The 22,532-nt window shown below is 71.1% G+C and carries 18 protein-coding genes and 3 pseudogenes; 11 read left to right on the forward strand and 10 right to left on the reverse strand.

Annotated features, from left to right (window positions below; translation table 11 throughout):
- Positions 1–21: 21 nt before the first annotated feature.
- Positions 22–411 carry a hypothetical protein gene (locus OG357_RS33885; RefSeq protein WP_329624740.1) on the reverse strand — a complete coding sequence of 130 codons (390 nt, stop codon included), beginning with the start codon at positions 409–411 and terminating at the stop codon, positions 22–24.
- A gap of 68 nt (positions 412–479) precedes the next feature.
- Here OG357_RS33885 and OG357_RS33890 point away from each other — a divergent pair.
- The 4 genes and pseudogenes from OG357_RS33890 to OG357_RS33905 all read left to right on the forward strand — a co-directional run.
- Positions 480–587 (forward strand): annotated as a pseudogene (locus OG357_RS33890) (HNH endonuclease); the annotation flags it as partial.
- A 262-nt stretch (positions 588–849) separates the two neighbouring features.
- Positions 850–1,320, forward strand: coding sequence for a hypothetical protein (locus OG357_RS33895; protein WP_329624741.1), 471 nt, complete (start codon positions 850–852; stop codon positions 1,318–1,320).
- A 68-nt stretch (positions 1,321–1,388) separates the two neighbouring features.
- Positions 1,389–3,908 (forward strand): NACHT domain-containing protein, encoded by a 2,520-nt coding sequence (locus OG357_RS33900; RefSeq protein ID WP_329624742.1) that lies wholly within the window; start codon positions 1,389–1,391, stop codon positions 3,906–3,908.
- A 318-nt stretch (positions 3,909–4,226) separates the two neighbouring features.
- Positions 4,227–4,508, forward strand: a pseudogene (locus tag OG357_RS33905) (HNH endonuclease); the annotation flags it as partial.
- A 67-nt stretch (positions 4,509–4,575) separates the two neighbouring features.
- On the opposite strand, the gene OG357_RS33910 reads toward OG357_RS33905, so the two are convergent.
- Positions 4,576–4,785 carry a hypothetical protein gene (locus tag OG357_RS33910; RefSeq protein WP_329624743.1) on the reverse strand — a complete coding sequence of 70 codons (210 nt, stop codon included), beginning with the start codon at positions 4,783–4,785 and terminating at the stop codon, positions 4,576–4,578.
- 291 nt (positions 4,786–5,076) lie between these two features.
- Entirely contained in the window at positions 5,077–5,256 is a 180-nt protein-coding gene (locus tag OG357_RS33915; RefSeq protein ID WP_329624744.1) for a hypothetical protein, read from the reverse strand.
- Between the two features lie 508 nt (positions 5,257–5,764).
- Between OG357_RS33915 and OG357_RS33920 the strand changes: the two are divergent.
- Positions 5,765–5,845: pseudogene (locus OG357_RS33920) on the forward strand (acyl-CoA dehydrogenase family protein); the annotation flags it as partial.
- A 230-nt stretch (positions 5,846–6,075) separates the two neighbouring features.
- Positions 6,076–7,449 (forward strand): cytochrome P450, encoded by a 1,374-nt coding sequence (locus OG357_RS33925; protein WP_329624745.1) that lies wholly within the window; start codon positions 6,076–6,078, stop codon positions 7,447–7,449.
- Positions 7,450–7,520: 71 nt separating this feature from the next.
- Here OG357_RS33925 and OG357_RS33930 read toward each other — a convergent pair whose 3' ends face one another.
- Positions 7,521–8,003, reverse strand: a complete 483-nt coding sequence (locus tag OG357_RS33930) for a glutathione peroxidase (protein WP_329624746.1) — start codon at positions 8,001–8,003, stop codon at positions 7,521–7,523.
- A gap of 36 nt (positions 8,004–8,039) precedes the next feature.
- Here OG357_RS33930 and OG357_RS33935 point away from each other — a divergent pair, with 36 nt between their 5' ends.
- Positions 8,040–8,264, forward strand: coding sequence for a DUF6011 domain-containing protein (locus OG357_RS33935; protein ID WP_329624747.1), 225 nt, complete (start codon positions 8,040–8,042; stop codon positions 8,262–8,264).
- Positions 8,265–8,382: 118 nt separating this feature from the next.
- Positions 8,383–9,453, forward strand: coding sequence for an RNA ligase (ATP) (locus OG357_RS33940; RefSeq protein ID WP_329624748.1), 1,071 nt, complete (start codon positions 8,383–8,385; stop codon positions 9,451–9,453).
- Between the two features lie 18 nt (positions 9,454–9,471).
- On the opposite strand, the gene OG357_RS33945 is transcribed toward OG357_RS33940, so the two are convergent.
- A complete protein-coding gene (locus OG357_RS33945; protein ID WP_329624749.1) occupies positions 9,472–10,335 on the reverse strand; it encodes an acyl-CoA thioesterase in 864 nt (287 codons plus the stop codon).
- Between the two features lie 14 nt (positions 10,336–10,349).
- Complete coding sequence (locus OG357_RS33950; protein WP_329624750.1) at positions 10,350–12,863, reverse strand: DEAD/DEAH box helicase; 2,514 nt, start codon at positions 12,861–12,863, stop codon at positions 10,350–10,352.
- 134 nt (positions 12,864–12,997) lie between these two features.
- Here OG357_RS33950 and OG357_RS33955 point away from each other — a divergent pair, with 134 nt between their 5' ends.
- Positions 12,998–13,789 (forward strand): metal-dependent hydrolase, encoded by a 792-nt coding sequence (locus tag OG357_RS33955; protein WP_329624751.1) that lies wholly within the window; start codon positions 12,998–13,000, stop codon positions 13,787–13,789.
- On the opposite strand, the gene OG357_RS33960 is transcribed toward OG357_RS33955, so the two are convergent.
- Positions 13,786–14,553, reverse strand: coding sequence for a TetR/AcrR family transcriptional regulator (locus OG357_RS33960; protein WP_329624752.1), 768 nt, complete (start codon positions 14,551–14,553; stop codon positions 13,786–13,788). The genes OG357_RS33955 and OG357_RS33960 overlap by 4 nt on opposite strands.
- 121 nt (positions 14,554–14,674) lie before the next feature.
- Here OG357_RS33960 and OG357_RS33965 point away from each other — a divergent pair, with 121 nt between their 5' ends.
- On the forward strand, positions 14,675–15,382 hold the full coding sequence (locus OG357_RS33965) for an NAD(P)-dependent oxidoreductase (protein ID WP_329624753.1): 708 nt from the start codon (positions 14,675–14,677) through the stop codon (positions 15,380–15,382).
- 57 nt (positions 15,383–15,439) lie between these two features.
- Here OG357_RS33965 and OG357_RS33970 read toward each other — a convergent pair whose 3' ends face one another.
- Together OG357_RS33970 and OG357_RS33975 are read right to left on the reverse strand one after the other, a co-directional pair.
- Positions 15,440–17,221: an ABC transporter ATP-binding protein gene (locus tag OG357_RS33970; protein WP_329624754.1), complete on the reverse strand. Its 1,782-nt coding sequence runs from the start codon at positions 17,219–17,221 to the stop codon at positions 15,440–15,442.
- Positions 17,218–19,035 carry an ABC transporter ATP-binding protein gene (locus OG357_RS33975; RefSeq protein ID WP_329624755.1) on the reverse strand — a complete coding sequence of 606 codons (1,818 nt, stop codon included), beginning with the start codon at positions 19,033–19,035 and terminating at the stop codon, positions 17,218–17,220. The genes OG357_RS33970 and OG357_RS33975 overlap by 4 nt, the downstream gene beginning before the upstream one ends.
- A gap of 191 nt (positions 19,036–19,226) precedes the next feature.
- Between OG357_RS33975 and OG357_RS33980 the strand changes: the two genes are divergently transcribed.
- A complete protein-coding gene (locus OG357_RS33980; RefSeq protein ID WP_329624756.1) occupies positions 19,227–20,843 on the forward strand; it encodes a peptide-N4-asparagine amidase in 1,617 nt (538 codons plus the stop codon).
- Between the two features lie 48 nt (positions 20,844–20,891).
- Here OG357_RS33980 and OG357_RS33985 read toward each other — a convergent pair whose 3' ends face one another.
- Entirely contained in the window at positions 20,892–22,328 is a 1,437-nt protein-coding gene (locus OG357_RS33985) for a Gfo/Idh/MocA family protein (protein WP_329624757.1), read from the reverse strand.
- Positions 22,329–22,532 lie beyond the last annotated feature (204 nt).

Genomic DNA, 22,532 nt, shown 5'->3' on the forward strand with positions numbered 1-22,532 from the left:
GCAGGAGGGGGCGCACTGCGGTCAAGCGTCAGGGTCGACTTCGGGGTGCGTGAACCGCACGGGCTTGCCCAGCGACCGGGCGTAGGCGATTTCGGCTCGGGTGCTGTCTCCGATGTAGTCGCCGACTACGAGCACCTCATCAGCGAGCCGGATCTTCGCTCGGTGTAGATCGTCGAGTCGAACCTTCAGCGCCTCGGCCTCGACAGGAGCGGACCAAAATGCGTGCGGCGACTTCATGTCACAGCCCGGTTTGACGACAATCTTTCCGGCTTTGGTCTCCCGCAGATCGGCCTCGGTCATCTCGGTCATGAAGCGGGTGGACCCGCAGATCACGACGATACGCGGGAGGCTCAACAGCTTCTTCGCGTCGGCGAGTTTCTCCTCGGGGGTGAGTAGTTGCGGGTATGACACTGGTTCCTCCTGGTGGTGTGGTCCAAGGGATGCCTGCGGAGACGAGAACGAGGGTGTCCAAGATCGGCAAGCTGTCCGGGGGCGAGTGGCTGAGCTACTACGACGGCCAGTTCGTCACCGACCCGGGCAAGTTGGACCTTGACCACCTCGTACCCCTGGCCGAGGCCTGGGACTCCAAGTAGGCGGAGATGGGCTAGACGCACCATTCCGCGCCAGCTGCTGACGGCTCTGTGCAGCCTGGGGGGCTATCACTCGTCCAGCGGATCAAGTTCGGTGCTGCGCCTGGGGAGGTGTATCTGATGCCTCAATGTTGCATCGAGTGCAACCATCGGAGATCTGAGGTCTTTGGTGAAGGTGCTGCGGCCGGATGGTTGGGCAAGTACGTTCTTCGGGCGTACATGTTGTGAGTATGTGGATACGAGTGAGCAGGGGGCGGGGATGCTGGGGGAGGCGTTGACGGCGCTGGCCGCTGCCGGGGGCACAGCAGTGGTGCAGGCGGCTGGGACGAGCGCGTGGCAGGGGCTTCAGCAGGCCCTGGCCGGGTGGTTCGGGCAAGGGGATCAGGAACGCGAGCGCGCTCTGTTGGAGCGGCTGGACGACACTTCGGTCGTCCTCGCCGCAGCCTCTGACGCTGAGCTCGAGCGGACGACGATCGGGCAGCAGGCTGTCTGGCAGGCGCGGTTCGAGACCGTGCTTGAACAGCTGCGTGAGAGCGAGCGCGAGCAGTCCGCTGAGGCGCTGCGAGTACTGCTCAACACACACACGGGCTGGGGGGCGTCGGCGGGAGACGGCGGTGCAGCTGTCAGTGGCCGCGTGGACATTCGCGCCGACCACGGCTCCGCAGCAGCCCTGCGCATGGGGGACGTCACGATCAATAACCCTCTGCAGCCGGGCCCGCACGAGGGCTGAGCGCGCCCGGCGACACTCAAGCTCGGAGTTTGGCCGAAGGTGAGGGGGCAGCACGAGTCCCCCCTCATATGGACCCGCCCTTCCGCGCTCAGACCGCGATCATCGCTTCACACGGCGCGGTCGCCGTAGGCCACGCTGACCGCATCGCCTACTACGCGGAGCCACCGGACGCCGCGCTGCTCAAACGCGCCGCACTCCTCGCCCAGAAGGTCGCTGCAGTCGAACGCACCTCGCGTGTAGGCCTGTTGGGTCCCGCTGGAAGGGCCGCCGAAGTGCCCTTCACCGTACGCGTCACCGTGTTTCGTGGGTCCGGTGACCCGGTGCCCGGCACACTCGGCGCCCTCGCCGACGCCTACCTCCGCCTCCCGCAGCGCCGCATGGTGATCACCGGGGCCGCAGGCGCGGGCAAGACAGTCCTCGCACTCGAACTCGTCCTGCTGCTCCTCGACCGCCGTCAGCCAGAGGACCCCGTCCCCGTACGGATCCCCCTCGCCGAGTGGGATCCAGAAACCTCTCTGGAACCCTGGCTCGTACGCCAAGTCGCCGACACCTACGGCCTCCGCACGGGCACTGCCCACGACCTCGTCACCCAGCGTCTGGTCCTGCCCCTGCTCGACGGGCTCGACGAGATGGACGGCGAGGCGGGTTCGTCCGAACGGGCCGCCCGCGCCCTCGACCAAATCAACCGCTACCACGGGCTGCACGGCCCGGCTCCGCTTGTTGTCACCTGCCGCAGCGACACATACGAACGCCTCTCCTACGAACGAGGTGGCCTGGAGTCCACGGCTGTCGCCGCTATCGAGGCGCTCGATTCCCGGCAGATCCGCACCTACCTGGAACACACGTTGGCCGCACGGCCCCACGCTGAGAAGAGCGCCTGGAGCGAGGTCATCGACAACCTCCACCAGCTTCCAGCAGGCGCTCTGTCCACTCCGTGGCGCCTCTACCTCGCCACCACCGTCTACTCGGGCGGCCGCGACCCACGCGACCTCCTCACCCTCACGGACCCCGCCGAAATCGACCGCATCCTCCTCGAACGGCTGATCCCCGTCGCCGTGGAAGCCTCCGCGCACCACCACTACACCGCCGAGCGCACCATGAAGTGGCTGACGACGATCGCCACGTACTCCCCGAACACCGCTGCTCCGGAGGGCGACAGCAGCCCGGCCGCCGATATCCTCCTGCACCGCCTCGCGCCCATTGTCGGACTGAAGCGCGTGATGTCCATCCAGTACGGCATCGCCATCCTCTTCGGGACACTCTCACTCCTGGCGGAGATGCTGCTCACCTTCGACCGGATCACCAGCCGGGAAGTAACTTTCATGACCTGCGCCGGCCTGGTCTGGGGCGCGCTGGTGGGCGGTATGGGGCTGCACAAGGAAGTGGAGCCGGTCCGGTTGGTACGCCCACGGCTTCCGGCAGGACTCGCCCGGGAGCTGCTGCGCATGGACACCGCGGAGACCTGGCAGCTCCTCGTGAACAAGGACGGGCTGCGGACCGGCCCGCTTCTGAAGAGGGTGGCCAAGGCGTTCGTCGTCGCGACCTTGCTGGTCACTCCCCTGGCCAGGTGGCTCCTCCCTGGCGCGACATGGGGCTTCGCTGCAATCTGCGCGGCTGGCGTGACGCTCATGGTACTGATCGTGCGGGTGATGGCTTGGCTCGTCTACGCCCTCGTCTCACCCGTCGTCCTGCTCTGGGAGCTCTCGTTCCAGGAAGCTGACACACAGCCGGTACAACGTCCTGGCGACCCCTTGCGCCATGACCTCAGGTTCAGCGCGTTCGCCCTCGTGGCCTCTGCCCCATGGGTACTGCTGTGGCACCCAGCGGTGCTGTTGGTGACGTTTGTTGCCCCGTGGACCGCCAACCGGGCCTGGATGCGGTACCGGGTATCCGCGGCGGTCGGCTGGGCGCGGGGGATGCTACCGCTGCGTCCGGCCCCGTTCCTCGCCTGGGCGCATCGGGCGGGGCTGCTGCGTGTGACAGGGCGCACCTATCAGTTCCGCCACCGGGCCCTCCAGGAGTGGCTCAGTTCAGAGGCCCGGCGCCGGGCGGATCTCGAGCGGCTTGCCGACAGCGCAAGGAAGAGATCACTAGGCTTCGATCAACGTCTCCAATCTGCGCAGAGGCTGGCCGTACTGGATCCCTCGGAGGGGAGTTTCGCCCTTGCTCTGCTCGCTGCCGACACCAGGCTTGCACTCCGCCAGCGAGTCATGGCGATGGAGGTGAGGGCCGTCCTCCACGAAGGGCGCGGCGAGCTCGAGGAGCGTGAGGAGCAACTGGCGACTCTGCGGCAGTTCGCTGAAATACCCCTTCTGGAAGCCGACTCCTACGAGTATCGGTGGGCGACGGATGCCCTCACACGACTGGACCCGCCCACCGGGAGGGACCTGCTGACCCGCCTCGTCCATAGCGCCACGGTAGGGAAGGGCAGCGGCGACATCCGGCTGTGGGCTGCTATGACCCTGACGCAGCTTGATCCCGAGGCCGGGCATGCCGCGCTCACTCACCTCGTACACGCCGCGGACCTCTCAGAGACTTGGCGAGTGCAGGCCGCCGCCGCGCTGGCCAATGCGGACAGGCAGAGGTGAGCAGGCGTTTGAGTGTCCTCGCCCGACTTGCAGCTGGATCCGCTGCAGGTCGCGGCGGTCACGGCGCCTGGGGTCTTGGCAGCGTGCGGCGCGGATTGTGACGCCCCGGGCAGGGCCCGTGTCTGGCCGCCCCCTCCCCGGAGGTGTGGAGGGGCACCGCAAGCAAGGCGCTGGCCTCCTGACGCGACTTCGAAGTAGGTGGCAATGCCCGTGTGGAGACGGCCCATGCCCAGGCCACACTGCTGAGCAGTTTGGTCCAGGTCAAGGGCCCCCAGATGCGGCTCGAATATCGCACGTTTCGAATGACGCTCCCCGCCAGCTGGCGCGAGCGCATGGACGCCCGCACGGCGCGAGGCTTACGCGAACGACCAGGACGCCGCCGCTTCGCTCGTCGCAGTCACTGCCCGCACGAACCGGTCAAAGGCCGACCAGGATCCGCGGGAGTGGATGCCGCCGCTCTCCGACGCGCACTGTCGGTACATTGCTGAGTGGGTGGCCACCAAGCTCCGCTGGGGCCTCACCGCCGACCTGGGCGAGGCCGACGCCCTGAAGATGTACGCCGAAGGTCCGTGCGAGACCACAATGGTCCATTGCCGCCCCCTGCGCCTCCGGGCGTGGGGCGCCGCTCGGTGTGTTGCCGCGATGCAGGCGGGGCCGAGCGCCGTCCTCAGGCCGCCTCGTACTGATGAGCCCACCCGCCACGCCACTCGACCCAGCTCGGGTCGTCGAGGATCCGCTCGGCGTCAGGCAGGCCTGCACGCCGCAGGAACTCAACGAGGTCGTGGTCGTCGTGCGCCAGGCCGAGGATCTCGCCGCCTGCCGTGACTCTGCGGCCGCGGGAAGCGCTGGGGCGGTGGACGACTATCGGTGCTCCCATACCTCCAGGGTGCACCTAGGGCCTGTCCGGCGGATCATGGCCGGGGCCGCGGCGCCTGGCACGGCACCTCGCCGCGTTGCCGAAACCCCCGAATAGCTCCGCTATTAGTGCGCTCCGGCGCCTTGCGATGCACCGCACCAGACGCCGCGACCTATCCGACCCTGATCCGCCGGACAGGCCCTAGGTCCAGGCGTCGGCGCTGTAGGAGCCGGCCTGCGCTGCCTGCTGGGCGGCGGCGGCCTGCTGTAGCTGGATGAGTTCGTCAGAGGGTTCGATCGGCGCGGGCGGATCCTATGCGGCCAGCTCCTGCTCGACGCCGTTCGCCTCGGCCCAGGCCGCCAGGAGTACCCGATAGATCCGCTGCTCGTCGGCGGTCAGTGACCGCCGCTCTTCGCCGGCACGCGCCCACAGGGTGCGGATGGCGTCGTTCAGGGCATCGGGGCTGGGGGTCTCTCTGTAGCGATCGGACATGCATCCAAGGCTATGCCCCGGGTCTGGCAAAGCTGGCACTCTCCGGGCGTGCGTTCCGCCACGCTCCCAGTGTGTCGCCTTCTCGCCAGGGCGTGTCTCAAGGTCGCCCGTGGATCGCCCCGTGGGTCAGTGGCGGTCGCGCCGCGAGGGTAGGGGTATGTTGGCCGCATCGAACATGTGTTCGCTTGTTCGGGTGAACCCGGTGTGCGCCTCTATCGATCCGGCAAGGTGACTGGTCCCTCACCTATAGGCGCGTCGGGGTTGTCCGACAGTGACCCGCTCCGTGGCGGCCTCGATGCGAGGTGGCCCCCCTCCATCGATCGGAGGGGGGCCGATTTCATTCGGTCGTGCACTTGGAACAGGCGCACTGCCCCTGGGGGATTCCTGGGAGATGATCATGCTTGCGGAAGCCGGAGTAACCCGGGGGAGCGCCCACGCAGAGTGGGGGAAGAGGGCTTGCTGTAGGGGTCTTCCTGGCGCTGTGAGCCTTCTGCCGGTAGGCGGAATCCGCGACGCGGCCATCTACGCGATCTTCGAGGGCACGAGCGAGATCCAGCGCATGGTGATCAGCCGCGCGCTCGCGAAGTAACGAATCGGGTCCTGGTGGCGCGGGGGACGGCCCGCCCCGCGTCACCCCGGCTCACTGACACTCGCCCGAAGGACGCCCGAAGGACGCCCGGCAGCCGCCCGGCAGCCGCCCGGCAGCCGCACGGGCCGGACCAATCGGCCGGATTCGGACGGATGTTCAACACAACCTACTTGTGGGTTACTTCCTGGGGGAGAATCGCCCCGCCGGTGACGATCAAGGGGGAACCGATCATGGCCACCACCACCCGGGCCGAAGCGCCCGACCTCGCGGGACTGCCACTGCTCGGCTCCCTGTTCGACCTCAAGAACGACTCGCTCGGCACCTTCCTGCGCGCCCAGCGCGAGCACGGCGACGTCGTCCGGATCACCGCCGGGCCGCCCGGGATCCGCGCCACCGTCTACGGCGTCTTCTCCGCCGAGGGAGCGCAGCAGGTCCTCGCCGGCGAATCGGCCAACTTCCGCAAGGACAACGCCTTCTACCAGGAGGTACGCGAGTCCTTCGGCAACGGCCTGCTCACCAGCCAGGACGAGGACTACCTCCGTCAGCGCCGGCTCGTCCAGCCCCTCTTCACCAAGCGCCGCGTCGACGGCTACGCCGAGGCCATCGCCGCCGAGGTCACCGCCCTCACGGACGAGTGGCACGAGGACGGGGCCTTCACCGTCGACGTTCTCAAGGAGATGACCCGGCTCGCGCTCCGCGCCGTCGCCCGCATCCTCTTCGGCACCGACGTCGACGCGGCCGTCGAGATCGTCGAGCGCTGCTTCCCCGAGGTCGGCGCCTATGTGCTCCGCCGCGGTTTCTCCCCGCTGAACACGCCCCGCGCCTGGCCCACCCCCGGCAACCGCCGGGCCGCCGCCGTCCACAAGGCGCTGTACGAGGTCTGCGACCGGATCATCGCCGAGCGCCGGGAGTCCGGCCGTGCCCCCGGTGACGGACAGGACCTCCTCACGCTCCTCGCCGAGACGGAGAGCACCGAGCACGGAAGTTTCAGCGCCGCCGAACTGCGTGAGCAGGTCCTCGTCTTCCTCGTCGCGGGCCACGAGACGACCGCGACGTCCCTCGGCTTCGCCCTCCACCTCCTCGCCCGTCACCCGGAGGCCCAGAAGCGGGCGCACGAGGAGGTCGACCGGGTCCTCGCCGGCCGCACCCCCGGCGCTGCCGACCTGGACTCCCTGCCGTACGTCACGCAGGTCCTCAAGGAGGCCATGCGGCTCTTCCCGGCCGCGGCCGTCATCGGCCGCCGCGCCGTCGCCGCCACCGAGATCGACGGCATCGCCATCCCGGCCGGCGCGGACGTCATCGTCGCCCCCTGGGTCACCCACCGCCACCCGGCCTACTGGGAGGACCCGGAGCGCTTCGACCCCGACCGCTTCACGCCCGAGGCGGAGGCCGCCCGTCCCCGGTACGCCTGGTTCCCCTTCGGCGGCGGACCCCGCGCCTGCATCGGCCAGCACTTCTCGATGCTGGAGTCGGTGGTCGCCCTGGCGATGCTCCTCCAGAAGTACGCGTTCGAGGCCGTCGACGCCGAGGTCCCGGTCGCGGCCGCGATCACGCTCCAGGCGGCGGGTCCGGCCCGCTGCCGGCTCCGCCCCCGTACCACCTGAGCAGCCCGCGGCCCCCGGACACCGTCACCCGACGGCGTACGGGGGCTACGGCCCACGTCGGCCCGGCCGCCTCAGACGAGCTGCGCCTCGATCGCGGAGACGACCTCCGCGGCGTCCGGCTCGGTGCGCGGACGGAAGCGGGTGACCCCGCCGTCCTTGCCGACGAGGAACTTCTCGAAGTTCCACTGGACGTCCCCGGCCTCGCCCTCGGCGTCCGCGACCTTGGTCAGCTCCGTGTAGAGCGGGTGGCGGCCGTCGCCGTTGACGTCGGTCTTCTCCAGGAGCGGGAAGGACACCCCGTACGTCGCCGAGCAGAAGGTCTGGATCTCGTCCGCGCTGCCCGGCTCCTGGCCCGCGAACTGGTTGCAGGGCACCCCGAGCACGGTGAAGCCGCGCTCCCCGTACGCCTTCTGCAGCCGCTCGAGACCCGCGTACTGCGGGGTCAGACCGCACTTCGAGGCCACGTTCACGACGAGGACCGCGTGGTCCCGGTAGTCGGCGAGGGAGACGGACTCCCCGGTCAGGGTCTTCAGGGGGATGTCGTACAGGCTCATGGACCGCTCCTGGTCGAAATGGGGTTTGATCTCTCCATGGGTGACGAACGACTGGCGATCGCGATCGATTCCGCACCGGAGGACGAGCCCCACCGAGTGTGCTGCCGCCTCTGCGGCCGCCCGCTGACCGGAGCCGACTCCCGCCGCACGGGCCTCGGCCCGACCTGCGACGCCAAACTCCACCCGCCGGGCCCCGACATCCGCTCCCGTCGCCACGAGGTCGTCCAGGACACCCTCCCGGGCATCGACGACGCACCGTAGCCCCGGGACCCCGGGACCCCGGGGGACGCTATCAGGCGCCAAATCGATCGCCCAGGGAAATTCGGTTCGGCACAGTGATCGTCGATGAGAGCGAAACCCGAGCCACCGGAGTCCTGACATGTCGACACTGCGCGTCACCGCCGAAGTCCTGACCGTCCACCCCCACCCCAACGCCGACGCCCTGGAACTCGCCCAGGTCGGCCTCTACCGGGCCGTCGTCGCCAAGGGCGCCTACCGGACCGGCGACACGGCCCTCTACATACCGGAGCAGGCGATCCTGCCCGCCGCCCTCGTCGACGAGCTCGGACTGACCGGCCGCCTGGCCGGGAAACAGTCCGACCGCGTCAAGGCCGTACGGCTGCGCGGCGAGCTGTCGCAGGGCATCGTGTGCCGCCCCGGCGCGCTCGCGGACGCCGACCTGGACCGGGCCGCGGCCGAGGGGACCGACTTCGCGGAGACGCTCGGCATCACCAAATGGGTCCCGCCGGTCCCGACCACCATGAACGGCGACGTCGAGTCCGCCCCCGACCTGTTGCCCTGGGTCGACATCGAGAACCTCCAGCGCTACCCGGACGTCTTCGAGCCCGGCGAGCCCGTCGTCCTGACGGAGAAGCTCCACGGCACGGCCTGCCTGCTGACCTGGCACGCCGAGGACGGGCGCGTCCAGGTCTCCTCCAAGGGGTACGGGGCGAAGGGCCTCGCCCTCCAGGAGGACCCGCGCAACCTGTACTGGCGCGCCGTCCACGCGCACGGGCTGCCCGCCGTCGCCGAGCGGCTCGCCGCGCGCCTCGGCGCCCGCCGCGTCGGGTTCTTCGGCGAGGTCTACGGAGCCGGGGTCCAGGACCTCGCGTACGGCGCCGACGGCCGCTCCGGGACCGTCGGCTATGCGCTGTTCGACGTCTCGGCCGAGATCGACGGCCAGGTCCACTGGCTGACCCCGGCCGAGGTCCTCGCACCCGGCGAGGTGCCCCTCGTCCCGTGCCTCTACTCCGGCCCGTACGACCTGGACACGGTCCTCGCGCACGCCAGCGGCCGGGAGACCGTCTCCGGGCGCGAGACGCACCTGCGGGAGGGCGTCGTCATCCGACCCGCCACCGAGCGGTACAGCCCGGTCGTCGGCGGCCGGGCGATCGCCAAGGCGGTCAGCCCGGCCTACCTGACCAGGAAGGGCGGCACGGAGTTCGAGTGACCGGACCTGCCCGGAGCCTCAGAGCTTCCTGAACAGGCCCTCCTGGACCACCGACACGAGGAGCCGGCCCTCGCGGTCGTAGATCCGGCCCCGCGCGAGCCCCCGGCCGCCGGTCGCGATGGGCGACTCCTGGTCGTAGAGGAACCACTCGTCGGCGCGGAACGGCCGGTGGAACCACATCGCGTGGTCCAGCGACGCCATGTCGAAGCCGCGCGGACCCCACAGGGGCTCCACGGGGATCCGCACCGCGTCCAGGAGCGTCATGTCCGAGGCGTACGTCAGCGCGCAGGTGTGGACCAGCGGGTCGTCGCCGAGCGGCCCCACGGCCCGCATCCACACCGCGCTGCGCGGATCCGCGCCCGTGACCTCGTCCTGGGTCCAGCGCAGCCGGTCCACGTACCGGATGTCGAAGGGCTGCCGGCGGGCCATCCGCTCCAGGGCCTCCGGCAGCGCGCCCAGGTGCTGGCGGATCTCGTCGGCGAGGTTCGGCAGGCTCTCGGGGTCGGTGAGGTGCCGTGGCGGCAGCTGATGCTCGAAGGCGCCGTCCTCCGGCTTGTGGAAGGAGGCCGTCAGATTGAAGATCGTCCGCCCCTCCTGGACCGCCGTGACCCGGCGGGTCGTGAACGACCGGCCGTCCCGCACCCGCTCCACCTGGTACACGATCGGCACGCCGGGCCGGCCGGGACGCAGGAAGTAGGCGTGCAGCGAGTGCACCGGCCGGTCGCCCTCGGTGGTCCGGCCGGCCGCGACGAGGGCCTGCCCGGCGACCTGCCCGCCGAAGACCCGTTGCAGCGACTCCTGCGGGCTCCGCCCACGGAAGATGTTGACCTCGATCCGCTCCAGATCGAGCAGATCGACGAGCCTCTCGGCGGGGTTGGTCACGACCGGTCTCTCCTCTACAGCTGTCCGACGGACGTCACGCGGACCACCGCGCGGCCCTCCTCGTCGGAGGCCGCGAGATCCACCTCCGCGCTGACGCCCCAGTCATGGTCGCCGTTCGGGTCGGCGAAGGTCTGCCGGACGCGCCACAGGCCGTGCGCCGCGTCCTCCTCGATGGCGAGGAGCTTCGGGCCGCGCGCGTCCGGCCCCGTACCGAGGTCGTCGTACTCGTCCCAGTACGCGTCCATCGCCTCGCCCCACGCGTCCGCGTCCCAGCCGGACGCCGCGTCGAGCTCGCCCAGCGCGTCCACGTTGTCGAGGGCCGCCAGTTCCACCCGGCGGAACATCGCGTTGCGCACGAGGACCCGGAAGGCGCGGGCGTTCGCCGTGACCGGCTTGACCTGGTCGGCCTTCTCCTGGGCCTCCTCGGCCGTCTGGACCTCCGGGTTGGCCAGCTGCTCCCACTCGTCGAGCAGCGAGGAGTCCACCTGCCTCACCATCTCGCCGAGCCAGGCGATCAGGTCCTCCAGGTCCTCGGTCTTCAGGTCGTCCGGGATGGTGTGGTCGAGCGCCTTGTACGCGCTCGCGAGGTAACGAAGGACGATGCCCTCGGTCCGCGCCAGCTCGTACCAGGACGTGAACTCGGTGAACGTCATGGCGCGTTCGTACATGTCACGGATGACCGACTTCGGCGACACCGGGTGGTCGCCGACCCACGGGTGGGACTTCCGGTAGACGTCGTACGCGTGCCAGAGGAGCTCCTCCAGCGGCTTCGGGTACGAGATCTCCTGGAGCCGCTCCATCCGCTCCTCGTACTCGACGCCGTCGCGCTTCATCTGCCCGACGGCCTCACCGCGCGCCTTGTTCTGCATCGCGGCGAGGATCTGGCGCGGGTCGTCGAGCGTCGACTCCACCACCGACACCATGTCGAGGGCGTACGACGGGGACTCCGGGTCCAGCAGGTCGAAGGCGGCGAGCGCGAACGTCGACAGCGGCTGGTTGAGCGCGAAGTCCTGCTGGAGGTCGACGGTCAGCCGGATCGTGCGGCCCTCGGCGTCCGGAGTGTCCAGCTGCTCCACCACGCCGCCGTCGAGCAGCGAGCGGTAGATCGCGATCGCCCGGCGGATGTGCCGCAGCTGTGCCTTGCGCGGCTCGTGGTTGTCCTCCAGGAGCTTGCGCATCGCGTCGAAGGCGTTGCCCGGGCGGGCGATCACCGAGAGCAGCATGATGTTGGTGACCTTGAAGCGCGAGGTCAGCGGCTCGGGCTCGGAGCCGATCAGCCTCTCGAAGGTGGTGTCGCTCCAGGCGACGAAGCCCTCCGGCGCCTTCTTGCGGACGACCTTGCGGCGCTTCTTCGGGTCGTCGCCGGCCTTCGCGAGCGCCTTCTCGTTCTCGATGACGTGCTCGGGCGCCTGCGCGACGACGTATCCGGCGGTGTCGAAGCCGGCGCGGCCGGCGCGGCCCGCGATCTGGTGGAACTCGCGGGCCCGCAGCGTGCGCACCCGGGTGCCGTCGTACTTGGTCAGCGCCGTGAACAGCACCGTACGGATCGGCACGTTGACGCCGACGCCCAGCGTGTCCGTCCCGCAGATCACCTTCAGCAGACCGGCCTGGGCCAGCTTCTCGACGAGCCGCCGGTACTTGGGCAGCATGCCGGCGTGGTGGACGCCGATGCCGTGGCGGACGTACCGCGAGAGGTTCTGGCCGAACTTGGTGGTGAAGCGGAAGTTGCCGATCAGCTCGGCGATCCTGTCCTTCTCCTCGCGCGTGCACATGTTGATGCTCATGAGCGACTGCGCCCGCTCGACGGCCTGCGCCTGCGTGAAGTGGACGATGTAGACGGGGGCCTGCCTGGTCTCCAGGAGCTCCGTCAGGGTGTCCGTGATCGGCGTGAGCTCGTACTCGTACGAGAGCGGCACCGGCCGGGTCGCCGAGCGGACCACCGAGGTCGGCTTTCCGGTCCGCCGGGTCAGGTCCTTCTCGAACATCGACACGTCGCCGAGCGTCGCCGACATGAGGATGAACTGCGCCTGCGGCAGTTCGAGGATCGGGATCTGCCAGGCCCAGCCGCGGTCCGCCTCGGCGTAGAAGTGGAACTCGTCCATGACGACCTGGCCGATGTCGGCGTACTTGCCGTCGCGCAGGGCGATCGAGGCGAGGACCTCGGCCGTGCAGCAGATGACCGGCGCGTCCGCGTTCACGGAGGCGTCGCCCGTGAGCATGCCGACGTTCTCGGTGCCGAAGAGCTTGCACAGGTCGAAGAACTTCTCCGACACCAGCGCCTTGATCGGCGCCGTGTAGAAGGTGACCTGGTCGTTCGCGAGGGCCGTGAAGTGCGCCCCGGCCGCGACCAGCGACTTCCCCGAGCCGGTCGGGGTCGACAGGATCACGTTCGCCCCGGACACCACCTCGATCAGCGCCTCCTCCTGGGCCGGGTAGAGCGTGATGCCCTGGTCCTCGGCCCATGAGGAGAAGGCCTCGAAGAGGGCGTCGGGGTCGGCGGTCGGCGGAAGGCGATCGATAAGGGTCACGCCCCCCATCTTGCCTGGATTCCGCTCGGATGAGGGAACCGGCCGGAGGCCTTCTTGATCACGGACGGTAGGCTCGTCCGTCGACCGGTCGTCAACTGAGCGCCGGCGCACGAGAAACGGGGCGGCAGCACACCATGATGGGACCGGCGCACTCACTGTCCGGAGCGGCCGCCTGGCTGGGTGTGGGAGCGGCCGCCGCCGCCTTCGACCGCCCGATGCCGTGGCCCGTTCTCCTCGTCGGGGCTCTCATCTGCGCGGGCGCCGCCCTCGCCCCCGACCTCGACCACAAGTCGGCGACGATCTCCCGCGCCTTCGGGCCGGTCTCCAAGGGCCTCTGCGAGATCGTCGACAAGCTCTCGTACGCCGTCTACAAGGCCACCCGCTCCTCCGCCGACCCCCGCAGGTCCGGCGGGCACCGGACCCTCACCCACACCTGGCTCTGGGCCGTCCTGATCGGCGCCGGCGCCTCGGTCGCGGCGGTCACCGGCGGCCGGTGGGCGGTCCTGGCCATCCTCTTCGTCCACCTGGTCCTCGCCGTGGAAGGCCTGCTGTGGCGGGCCGCCCGGATGTCCAGCGACGTCCTGGTCTGGCTGCTCGGCGCGACCAGCGCCTGGATCCTCGCGGGCGTGCTCGACAAGCCCGGCAACGGCGCGGACTGGTTCTTCACCGGCCCCGGCCAGGAGTACCTGTGGCTCGGCCTGCCGATCGTCCTCGGCGCCCTCGTCCACGACATCGGCGACGCCCTGACGGTCTCCGGCTGCCCGATCCTGTGGCCCATTCCGGTGGGCCGGAAGCGCTGGTACCCGATCGGCCCGCCGAAGGGGATGCGCTTCCGGGCCGGCAGCTGGGTCGAGCTGAAGGTCCTCATGCCCGCCTTCATGCTGCTCGGCGGGGTCGGGGGAGCGTCGGCGCTCGGCTTCTTCTAGTTCTTCTTCCCGCTCTTCTCGGAGCCGGCCGGAGGGACGCCCAGTGTCCGTACGAGCTGGGTCAGTTCCTCCCGGAAGAGCTTGTCCGGGCTCGCGGTCTGGCGGCGCAGATGCCCGTACACCTCCAGGGTCACCAGGCCGTGCAGATGCCCCCAGAGGCGCAGGGCCAGTGCGACGGCGGCGGGCGGCAGCTCGGGGAACGCCGGCCGTACCTTGTCGAGGAGCCCGGCGTCGAAGTCGGACCAGGTGAACGCGGAGTCCCGGTACTGGGGTTCGGCATACGGCCAGGCCGCCGCCGCGAGCCCGGCGAGGCCGGTGCACACCCGGCGGGCCGCGTCCGGGGCCGGTCCGCCCTCCGGGGCCCGGTAGCCGGGCACGGGGTCGCCGTAGATCAGCCGGAAGCCCTCGGGGTTGGCCAGGGCCCAGTCGCGGAAGGCCCGGGACCAGGCCAGGATCCGGGCGGCCGGGTCCCCGGCGGGGGCGGTCGCCCAGGCCGCGTCCACGGCGTCGGCCAGGGCGGAGTACACGTCGTCGACGAGCGTGGTGACCAGGTCGTCGCGGGTGGCGAAGTAGCCGTAGATCGCGTTGGCCGTCATGCCCATCTCGCGGGCGATGGCCCGCAGCGTGATCGCGTCGGGCCCGCCGGAGGTCATCAGCCGCAGGGCCGTGTCCTTGATCTCGGCCGTCGTCTCGGCCCGTAGTCGCTCACGGCGTCCCCGGCCGGCCCGTGGGGCCGCTGTCCGTGCTTCCGATGTCCCGGTCATCCGGGAACCCTACCGCTCCACTGAGGGGTGTAGGAAAACTGCACGCCGTGAACTTCACGGCGTATAGTTTTCGCACGGCGTCACGTACGTCACGCCGTGGATGTGAGCACAGGGGAGAGTCATGCGCATCGGAGTCATCGGAGCCACCGGCACCATCGGCAGCCGCGTCGTCGCGGAGGCCCTGGACCGCGGGCACCACATCAGGGCCTTCGGCCGCGACACCAGCGAGGCGGCGGCCGGTGAGACCCGCGAGAACATCACCTGGGCGAGCCTCGACGTCCTCGACCCCGAGGGCATCGCCGCCGTCCTGCCCGGGCTCGACGTCCTGATCAGCGCCTTCCAGCCCGGCAACGCCGCCCGCGACCTCACCGACACCGTGTGGCGCTCCATCGCCGACGCCGGCGTCTACGCCACCGCGGCCCGCGCCCTGCTCACGGCCCTGGAGACCCACCCCAGGACCCGGCTCATCGTCATCGGCGGCGCCGGCAGCCTGGAGATCGAGCCCGGAGTGGTGCTCGCCGACGCGGAGGAGCGGCTCCACGAGACCCTCGACTCCGTCGGGCTGCCCCGCGCCTACGCGGCGGCGGTACGCGGCCACCGGGACGCCCTGAACGTGCTGCGCACCTCGAACCGCCGGTGGACCTACTTCAGCCCCGCCGAGGACATCGCGCCCGGCGAGCGCACCGGCCGCTTCCGCATAGGCGAGGACCAGCCGGTCCGGGACGCCGAGGGACGCAGCCGCGTCTCGGCGGAGGACGCCGCCGTGGCGCTCGTCGACGAGGCGGAGCTGCCCCGCTTCGTCCAGCGCCGGTTCACCATCGGCTACTGAGCGATCGGCTGGTACGGGGGTGGGGGCGCGCCGGCCGGCGCGCCCCCACCGGGCGGGTCAGCCGTGCCAGGACCGCCACAGCGCCGCGTACGCCCCGTCGGCCGCCACCAGCTCGTCGTGGCTGCCGAGCTCGCTGATCCGGCCGGCCTCCACCACCGCGATCAGATCGGCGTCGTGCGCGGTGTGCAGCCGGTGCGCGATGGCCACGACCGTACGCCCGTCGAGCACGCGGGAGAGGGACCGCTCCAGGTGCCGGGCCGCCCTCGGGTCGAGCAGCGAGGTCGCCTCGTCCAGGACCAGCGTGTGCGGGTCCGCGAGGACGAGCCGGGCGAGCGCGACCTGCTGCGCCTGCGCCGGCGTGAGCGAACGGCCGCCCGAGCCGACCTCGGTGTCCAGGCCCTCGTCGAGGCCCCGGGCCCACCCCTCCGCGTCCACCGCGGAGAGGGCCTCCCACAGCTCGGCGTCGGCGGCGCCGGTGCGGGCGAGCAGCAGATTGTCCCGGAGCGAGCCGACGAAGACGTGGTGCTCCTGATTGACCAGGGCCACGTGCTCGCGGACCCGCTCGGCGGGCATCCGCGCCAGCTCGGCGGCGCCGAGGGTGACCGAGCCCGTCCTTGGGGCGTAGATGCCCGCGAGCAGCCGGCCGAGCGTGGACTTGCCCGCGCCCGACGGGCCCACGAGGGCGAGCCGGGTGCCCGGCGCCACCTTCAGGGACACCTCGTGCAGCACGTCGACGCCCTCGCGGTAGCCGAACCGGACCTCGTCCGCGCGGACGTCGCGCCCGTCGGGCCGTACCTCGTGGTCGCCCGCGGCCGGTTCGATGTCCCGGACGCCGACGAGCCGGCCCAGCGAGACCTGCGCGACCTGGAGCTCGTCGTACCAGCGGAGGACGATCCCGATCGGGTCCACCAGCATCTGGGCGAGCAGCGCGCCCGTCGTCAGCTGGCCCACGTCGATCCAGCCCTGGAAGACGAACACCCCGCCGAGGAGGAGGACGCCGCACAGCACCGTCGTGTGCGTGAGCGTGACGACCGGGAAGAGCACCGACCGCAGGAAAAGTGTGTACCTTTCCCACGCCACCCACTCGGTGATGCGCCGGTCGGAGAGGGCGATGCGCCGTGCGCCGAGGCGGTGCGACTCCACGGTGCGGCCCGCGTCGACCGTCTCGGCCAGCGCGGCGGCGACCGCCGCGTACCCCGCGGACTCCGAGCGGTACGCGGACGGCGCCCGCTTGAAGTACCAGCGGCAGCCCACGATGAGGACCGGCGCCGCGAGCAGGGCCGCGAGCGCGAGCGGGGGCGCGGTCACCGCGAGCCCGCCGAGCAGCAGCCCCACCCAGACGACACCGATGGCCAGCTGGGGCACGGCCTCGCGCATCGCGTTGGCGAGCCGGTCGATGTCCGTGGTGATGCGGGAGAGCAGATCGCCCGTCCCGGCCCGTTCGAGGACGCCGGGCGGCAGGCCCACGGAACGGACGAGGAAGTCCTCGCGCAGATCGGCGAGCATCTCCTCGCCGAGCATCGCCCCGCGCAGCCGGACGAGCCGCACGAAGAACGTCTGGACGAGCAGGGCGACCGCGAACAGCGCGACCGTCCGCTCCAGATGGAGGTCGCGGGCCCCTGCGCTCAGCTCGTCCACCACCGAACCGAGGAGGTACGGGCCGGTCATCGAGGCGATCACGGCGACCGCGTTCACCCCGATGAGCAGCGCGAACGCCCTGCGGTGGCGGCGCAGCAGCTCCCGTACGTAGATCCGTACGGTCGCGCCGGCCGCGACGGGCAGTGTCGTCGCCGTCGTGGGGGCCGCCGGGTCGTACTCCGGTGGCGCCAGGCCGATCATGCCGTTTCCCCTTCCAGTGCTTCGAGTTCGTCGGCGAGGCGACTCACCGCGGCGAGCTCCTCGTCCGTCTCTCGGGTGACGACCGCGCGGTAGCGGGGCTCGGCGGCGAGCAGTTCGCGGTGGGTGCCGACGGCGACCGCCTGGCCCTCGTGGATGAGGACGACCCGGTCGGCGCGGTCCAGGAGCAGCGGCGAGGAGGCGAGGACCACGGTGGTCCCGCCTTCGCGCAGCCGGGCGATCCCGTCCGCCACCCGGGACTCGGTGTGCGAGTCGACCGCCGAGGTGGGCTCGTCGAGGACGAGCACCTCCGGGTCGGTCACCAGCGAGCGGGCGAGCGCGAGCCGCTGGCGCTGGCCGCCGGAGAGCGACCGGCCCCGCTCGGTGATCCGGGTCCGCATGGGGTCTCCGTCGGTGTCGACGGAGGCCTGGGCGAGCGCGTCGAGGACGTCGCCGCACTGGGCGGCGGCGAGCGCGTCCTCGGCCCGGACCGCGCCCGACGAGGGCACGTCGAGGAGTTCCCGGAGGGTGCCCGAGAGCAGGACCGGGTCCTTGTCCTGGACGAGGACGGCCGTACGGGCGTCCGCGAGCGGCAGCTCGTCCAGCGGGACCCCGCCGAGCAGGACCGAGGTGTGGGCCCGCTCCTCGGTGTCCTCTTCGGCGGGGTGGCCGCCGAGCCGGTCCGCGAGCCGTCCGGCCAGGTCCGGGTCGCCGCAGACGACGGCCGTGAACCGGCCGGCGGGGGCGAGCAGTCCGGTCAGCGGGTCGTACAGATCACCGGTCGCCTTGCGCTCCTCGCCCGCGGCGTCGGTGGTGCTCGTGGTGCGGGTCAGCGCGAGGACCCGGGCGGCCCGCTTCGCCGACGGCCGGGAGAAGGAGAAGGCCATCGCGATCTCCTCGAAGTTCCGCATCGGATGATGCGTGAGGGCCACGGCGCCGTACACGGTGACGAGTTCGCCGACCGTGATCCGCCCGTCGAGCGCGAGTCGCGCGCCGTACGCCACCACGACGATGAGCAGGATGCCGGGCAGGAGGACCTGGATCGCGGCGATCAGCGCCCACATCCGCGCGCTGTGCACGGCGGCCTTGCGGACCTCCTGGGACGCGGCGCGGTAGCGGCCGAGGAACAGCTCCTCGCCGCCGATGCCGCGCAGGACGCGGAGCCCGGCGACGGTGTCGGAGGCCAGCTCCGTGGCCTTGCCCGCCTTCTCGCGCTGGACGTCCGCCCGGCGGGTCGCGCGGGGGAGGAGCGGCAGCACGGCGAGGGCGAGGACGGGGACGCCGATGGCGACGACGACGCCCAGGGCGGGCTGGTAGACGACGAGGGCCACGCAGACGATCAGCAGGGAGAGGGCCGCGGCGGCGAACCGGGACAGCGCCTCGACGAACCAGCCGATTTTCTCGACGTCGCCCGTGGAAACGGATACGACTTCGCCCGCGGCGACCCGCCGGGTCAGGACCGAACCCAGCTCGGCGGTCTTGCGGGAGAGGAGCTGCTGCACCCGCGCGGCGGCGGTGATCCAGTTGGTGACGGCCACGCGGTGCAGCATCGTGTCGCCGACCGCGATCGCGAGCCCGAAGGCCACGAGCAGGCCCGCGGCGAGGCCGAGCCGCCCGCCGTCACGGTCCACGACCGCCTGTACGGCGACGCCGACGCCGAGCGGCAGCCCGGCGATGCCCAACTGGAGGAGCAGTCCCCAGAGGAGGGCCTTCACCTGCCCGCCGAGCTGGTTGCGGCCGAGCCAGAAGAGGAACCGGGTGCCCGAGCGGACATCGGGGACCCCTGGGTCGGCGTAGGGAAGATCTCGAATCTGCATGGCGTCCCAGGGTCTCCGGGTCTGTCTGAAGGATCGCGCGCCGGGGGTGCGACGGCGGAGAGGAAACCGTGCAAGGTTCGCTTTTTCCCCACGGCGCGGCAATCGATTTTCCCCATGAGGGAACAGATCGCGCCATGTCCGCTCATCGTCCTCTCGACCGCGCGGTGGTGACCGCGCTTCACTTCGGCCCCATGAGATCACTCAAGATCATGAGCATGCTCAGCGGTCTGGTCCTCGCCGCCGGAGCGCTGCTCACCGCCCAGCCGGCCGCCGCCGACGGTCCGAACGGCCCGACGCCCCCGGCCGAGTTCACCAGCGACTGGCACGACCCGGTCACCGCCGCCCCGCCCGTCGAGACCCCCGGCACCCGCAGCTGCGAGGTCGTCCTCGCCGCCGCCCAGTTCCGCGACTTCACCCCGTACCAGGGCGGATACACCCCGCCGAAGGAGTGCGGCACCCGCTGGAACAAGGTCGTCCTCCGCCTCGAAGGAAGCGTCGAGGGCCGCCAGTACGACCGCCTCGGCTACGTCACCGTCGGAGGCGTCGAGATCCTCCGCACCTCGACGCCCCAGCCCTCACCCGACGGCATCACCTGGTCCGTCGAGAAGGACGTCACGCGCTACCGCGACACCCTCAGCCGCCCGCAGCCCGTCGAGATGCTCATCGGCAATGTCGTGAACGAGACGTACACCGGCGTCCTCGACGTCCGGGTCACCCTCACCTTCCACACCGCCGAGGGTCGCGTGAAGCCCGCCGCGGGCACCCCCGACCGGGTTATTCCGCTCACCGGCTCCACCCTCACCACCCCGCGCAACACCGAACGGCTGCTCGCCGAGGTGTACGCCACCGGCTCCGGCGGCGGCTGCGAGGAGTACTGGTACCTCTCCGTCCCCGACGCCGCCCCGTACTCCTGCCGGGCGACCGACGGCCCGCACCGCGAGGTCCGCGTCTCCGTGGACGGCCGGCTCGCGGGCATCGCGGCCCCCTTCCCCACGGTCTGGACCGGCGGCTGGTCCAATCCCTTCCTCTGGTACGTCACCCCCGGCCCGCGCGCCTTCGACGTCCAGCCGATCGTCTACGACCTCACCCCCTTCGCCGCCCTCCTCAACGACGGCCGCGCCCACCGCGTGGAGGTCTCGGTCGCCGGCGTCCCGGCCGGCCTGAGCGGCTGGTCCGTCCCCACCAACATGCTGCTCTGGCAGGACGAGGGCAGCCGGGTCGTCACCGGCGGGCTCGACCGGCACGAGGAGAGCGCCCCGCGCAACTCCTCCGTGTACACGGCGGCCTCCGGCAGCTCCCCGCACACCGTCGACACCGGTGCCGGGCACCGGCTCACCGTCGCCGGACACCTGAACACCTCGCACGGCAGGGTCGTCACCACCGTCGACCGGACCGTCGGCCACACCTCCGCCCACCGCTGGGGCGAGGGCGAGAACCCGGACGCGTTCACCGCGCGCTGGACGGACGACGAGACCGTCACCAGCGGCCGGACCGTCACCCGCGTCCACCGCGCGTACACCATGGACGGTGAGACGACGATCGGCGCGGGCGACCGGCTGCGGACGGTCCTCACGCTCGGGGACCGCGCCGACACCGTCGTCCTGCGCGACGGCCGGCGCCTCTCCTGGTCGCACCTGGACGACACGTACACCGGGGACGCGACCTACACCACCGGCGTCCCGCGCGACCAGCGGCACGCGGTCGGCACCACGACCGAGCGCTACCGGCTGTACGGCTCCGACGGGTGCCACGACCGGACCCTGACGACGGTTCAGGGGACGCTCACCGAGGACCGCCGACGCTGCTGAACACGGCGGTGCCCGGCCCCCGCGCGCGGGGACCGGGCACCGGACACCTCAGGAGGGCTTGACCGAGTCCACGCCCGAGCGGGCCTTGCGCCACTCGCCGCGCGTGAAGTCGGGGATCTCCTGCGGCGCGCCCTTCGCCTTGATCGAGGCGTGGCTCAGCGGCACCGGAGCCGTCCACGTGGCGGCGTCGTACACGTCGAAGTCCGGCACGAGACCCAGCTGCACGCACTGCATCAGCCGGTAGATCATGATGTAGTCCATGCCGCCGTGGCCGCCGGGCGGGTTGGCGTGCTCCTTCCACAGCCAGTGGTCGAACTCGCCGGCGTACGACGAGAAGTCGGCCCACTGGTCGTTCGTGTGGTCCGGCTCCAGGTAGATCCGGGCCGGGTAGTCCTCGAAGACGCCCCTCGTCCCGCCCAGGCTGTTGATCCGGCTGTACGGGTGCGGGGTGGAGACGTCGTGCTCCAGCCGGATCACCCGGCCCTTGGCCGTCTGGACCATGCTGATCGTCCGGTCGCTCTCGATGTACGTCTCCTTCCAGCTCGGGTCGCCGGGCGGCATGTGCTCCGCGCGGTACTCGGCCAGGCCGAGGGCGGGGGTGCCGAAGCTGCTGATGCTCACCACCCGGTCGCCCCGGTTGACGTCCATGTAGTTGGCGACGGGACCGAAACCGTGGTTGGGGTAGAGGTCGCCGCGCAGCTTCGTGTGCCACAGCCGGCGCCACGGCCCCTCGTAGTACGTCGGCGAGAACATCAGGCCGCGGAGGTCGTGGTTGTACGCCCCCGCGCCGTGCAGGAGTTCGCCGAACTTGCCGGCGTGCGCCATGCGCAGGACCCGCATCTCGTTCCGCCCGTAGCAGCAGTTCTCCAGCTGCATGCAGTGGCGACGGGTCTGCTCGGACAGGTCGACCAGCTCCCAGAGCTCGTCGAGCCGCATCGCGATCGGACACTCGACGCCGACGTGCTTGCCGTTCAGCATCGCCGCCTTGGCCATCGGGAAATGCTGGTCCCAGGGGGTGGCCACGTACACGAAGTCGAGGTCGGAGCGGGCGCAGAGGTTCTCGTAGTCGTCCTCGCCGTGGGTGTACACGGCGGGGGCGGGCTGACCGGCGGCGACGACCTTGGCGGCGGCCCGCTCGGCCTTCTCCCGCACCGGATCGCAGACGGCCACCACCCGCACCCAGGGCAGCGCGAGGAAGAGACCGATCATGCCGTTGCCCCGGTTGCCGAGGCCGATGATCCCGACTCGGACCGTGGAACGGCCCTCGAAGGGGACCCCGGCCATGGTCGCTCCGCGACGCCTCGGCGTGTCCGGCGCGGCCTTCTCCGCCGCCGCGGCCGCGGTCGTCGAGGTGGCGGCGGATCCGGTGGCGGCCTGGGCGGCCGGGGCGCCGACGGCGGCGATTCCGAGTCCCGCGCCGGCCGCGCCGGCGGTGGTCTTGAGGACCTTGCGGCGGCTCGGGGTAGGCGGTACCTGCTCTTTCATGGAACCTCCAGGAGCTGTGTGCACGGCTGTTTCATGAATCCCGCACAGGACCCTGGCCCCGGTGACCGACGGTGCGCAAGGGCGCGGATAGGACTCTTGCGACGGGTAGTTGGACTTTACTGTTCCGGATATCGCATGGAGTCGTACGCTGCACCGGCCGTCACCCGAACATACGAAGGACCCCTCACCGACCGGGGTGAGGGG

This window comes from Streptomyces sp. NBC_01255 (genome assembly GCF_036226445.1).
Classification (GTDB): domain Bacteria; phylum Actinomycetota; class Actinomycetes; order Streptomycetales; family Streptomycetaceae; genus Streptomyces.

Coding starts and splice junctions, on each gene's coding strand:
- OG357_RS33955 (WP_329624751.1), top strand. CDS start 12,998: ATGATGGGACCGGCGCACTCACTGTCCGGAGCGGCCGCCTGGCTGGGT.
- OG357_RS33910 (WP_329624743.1), bottom strand. CDS start 4,785: ATGGGAGCACCGATAGTCGTCCACCGCCCCAGCGCTTCCCGCGGCCGC.
- OG357_RS33915 (WP_329624744.1), bottom strand. CDS start 5,256: ATGTCCGATCGCTACAGAGAGACCCCCAGCCCCGATGCCCTGAACGAC.
- OG357_RS33960 (WP_329624752.1), bottom strand. CDS start 14,553: ATGACCGGGACATCGGAAGCACGGACAGCGGCCCCACGGGCCGGCCGG.
- OG357_RS33895 (WP_329624741.1), top strand. CDS start 850: ATGCTGGGGGAGGCGTTGACGGCGCTGGCCGCTGCCGGGGGCACAGCA.
- OG357_RS33900 (WP_329624742.1), top strand. CDS start 1,389: ATGGACCCGCCCTTCCGCGCTCAGACCGCGATCATCGCTTCACACGGC.
- OG357_RS33980 (WP_329624756.1), top strand. CDS start 19,227: ATGAGATCACTCAAGATCATGAGCATGCTCAGCGGTCTGGTCCTCGCC.
- OG357_RS33940 (WP_329624748.1), top strand. CDS start 8,383: ATGTCGACACTGCGCGTCACCGCCGAAGTCCTGACCGTCCACCCCCAC.
- OG357_RS33930 (WP_329624746.1), bottom strand. CDS start 8,003: ATGAGCCTGTACGACATCCCCCTGAAGACCCTGACCGGGGAGTCCGTC.
- OG357_RS33965 (WP_329624753.1), top strand. CDS start 14,675: ATGCGCATCGGAGTCATCGGAGCCACCGGCACCATCGGCAGCCGCGTC.
- OG357_RS33985 (WP_329624757.1), bottom strand. CDS start 22,328: ATGAAAGAGCAGGTACCGCCTACCCCGAGCCGCCGCAAGGTCCTCAAG.
- OG357_RS33925 (WP_329624745.1), top strand. CDS start 6,076: ATGGCCACCACCACCCGGGCCGAAGCGCCCGACCTCGCGGGACTGCCA.
- OG357_RS33970 (WP_329624754.1), bottom strand. CDS start 17,221: ATGATCGGCCTGGCGCCACCGGAGTACGACCCGGCGGCCCCCACGACG.
- OG357_RS33975 (WP_329624755.1), bottom strand. CDS start 19,035: ATGCAGATTCGAGATCTTCCCTACGCCGACCCAGGGGTCCCCGATGTC.
- OG357_RS33935 (WP_329624747.1), top strand. CDS start 8,040: ATGGGTGACGAACGACTGGCGATCGCGATCGATTCCGCACCGGAGGAC.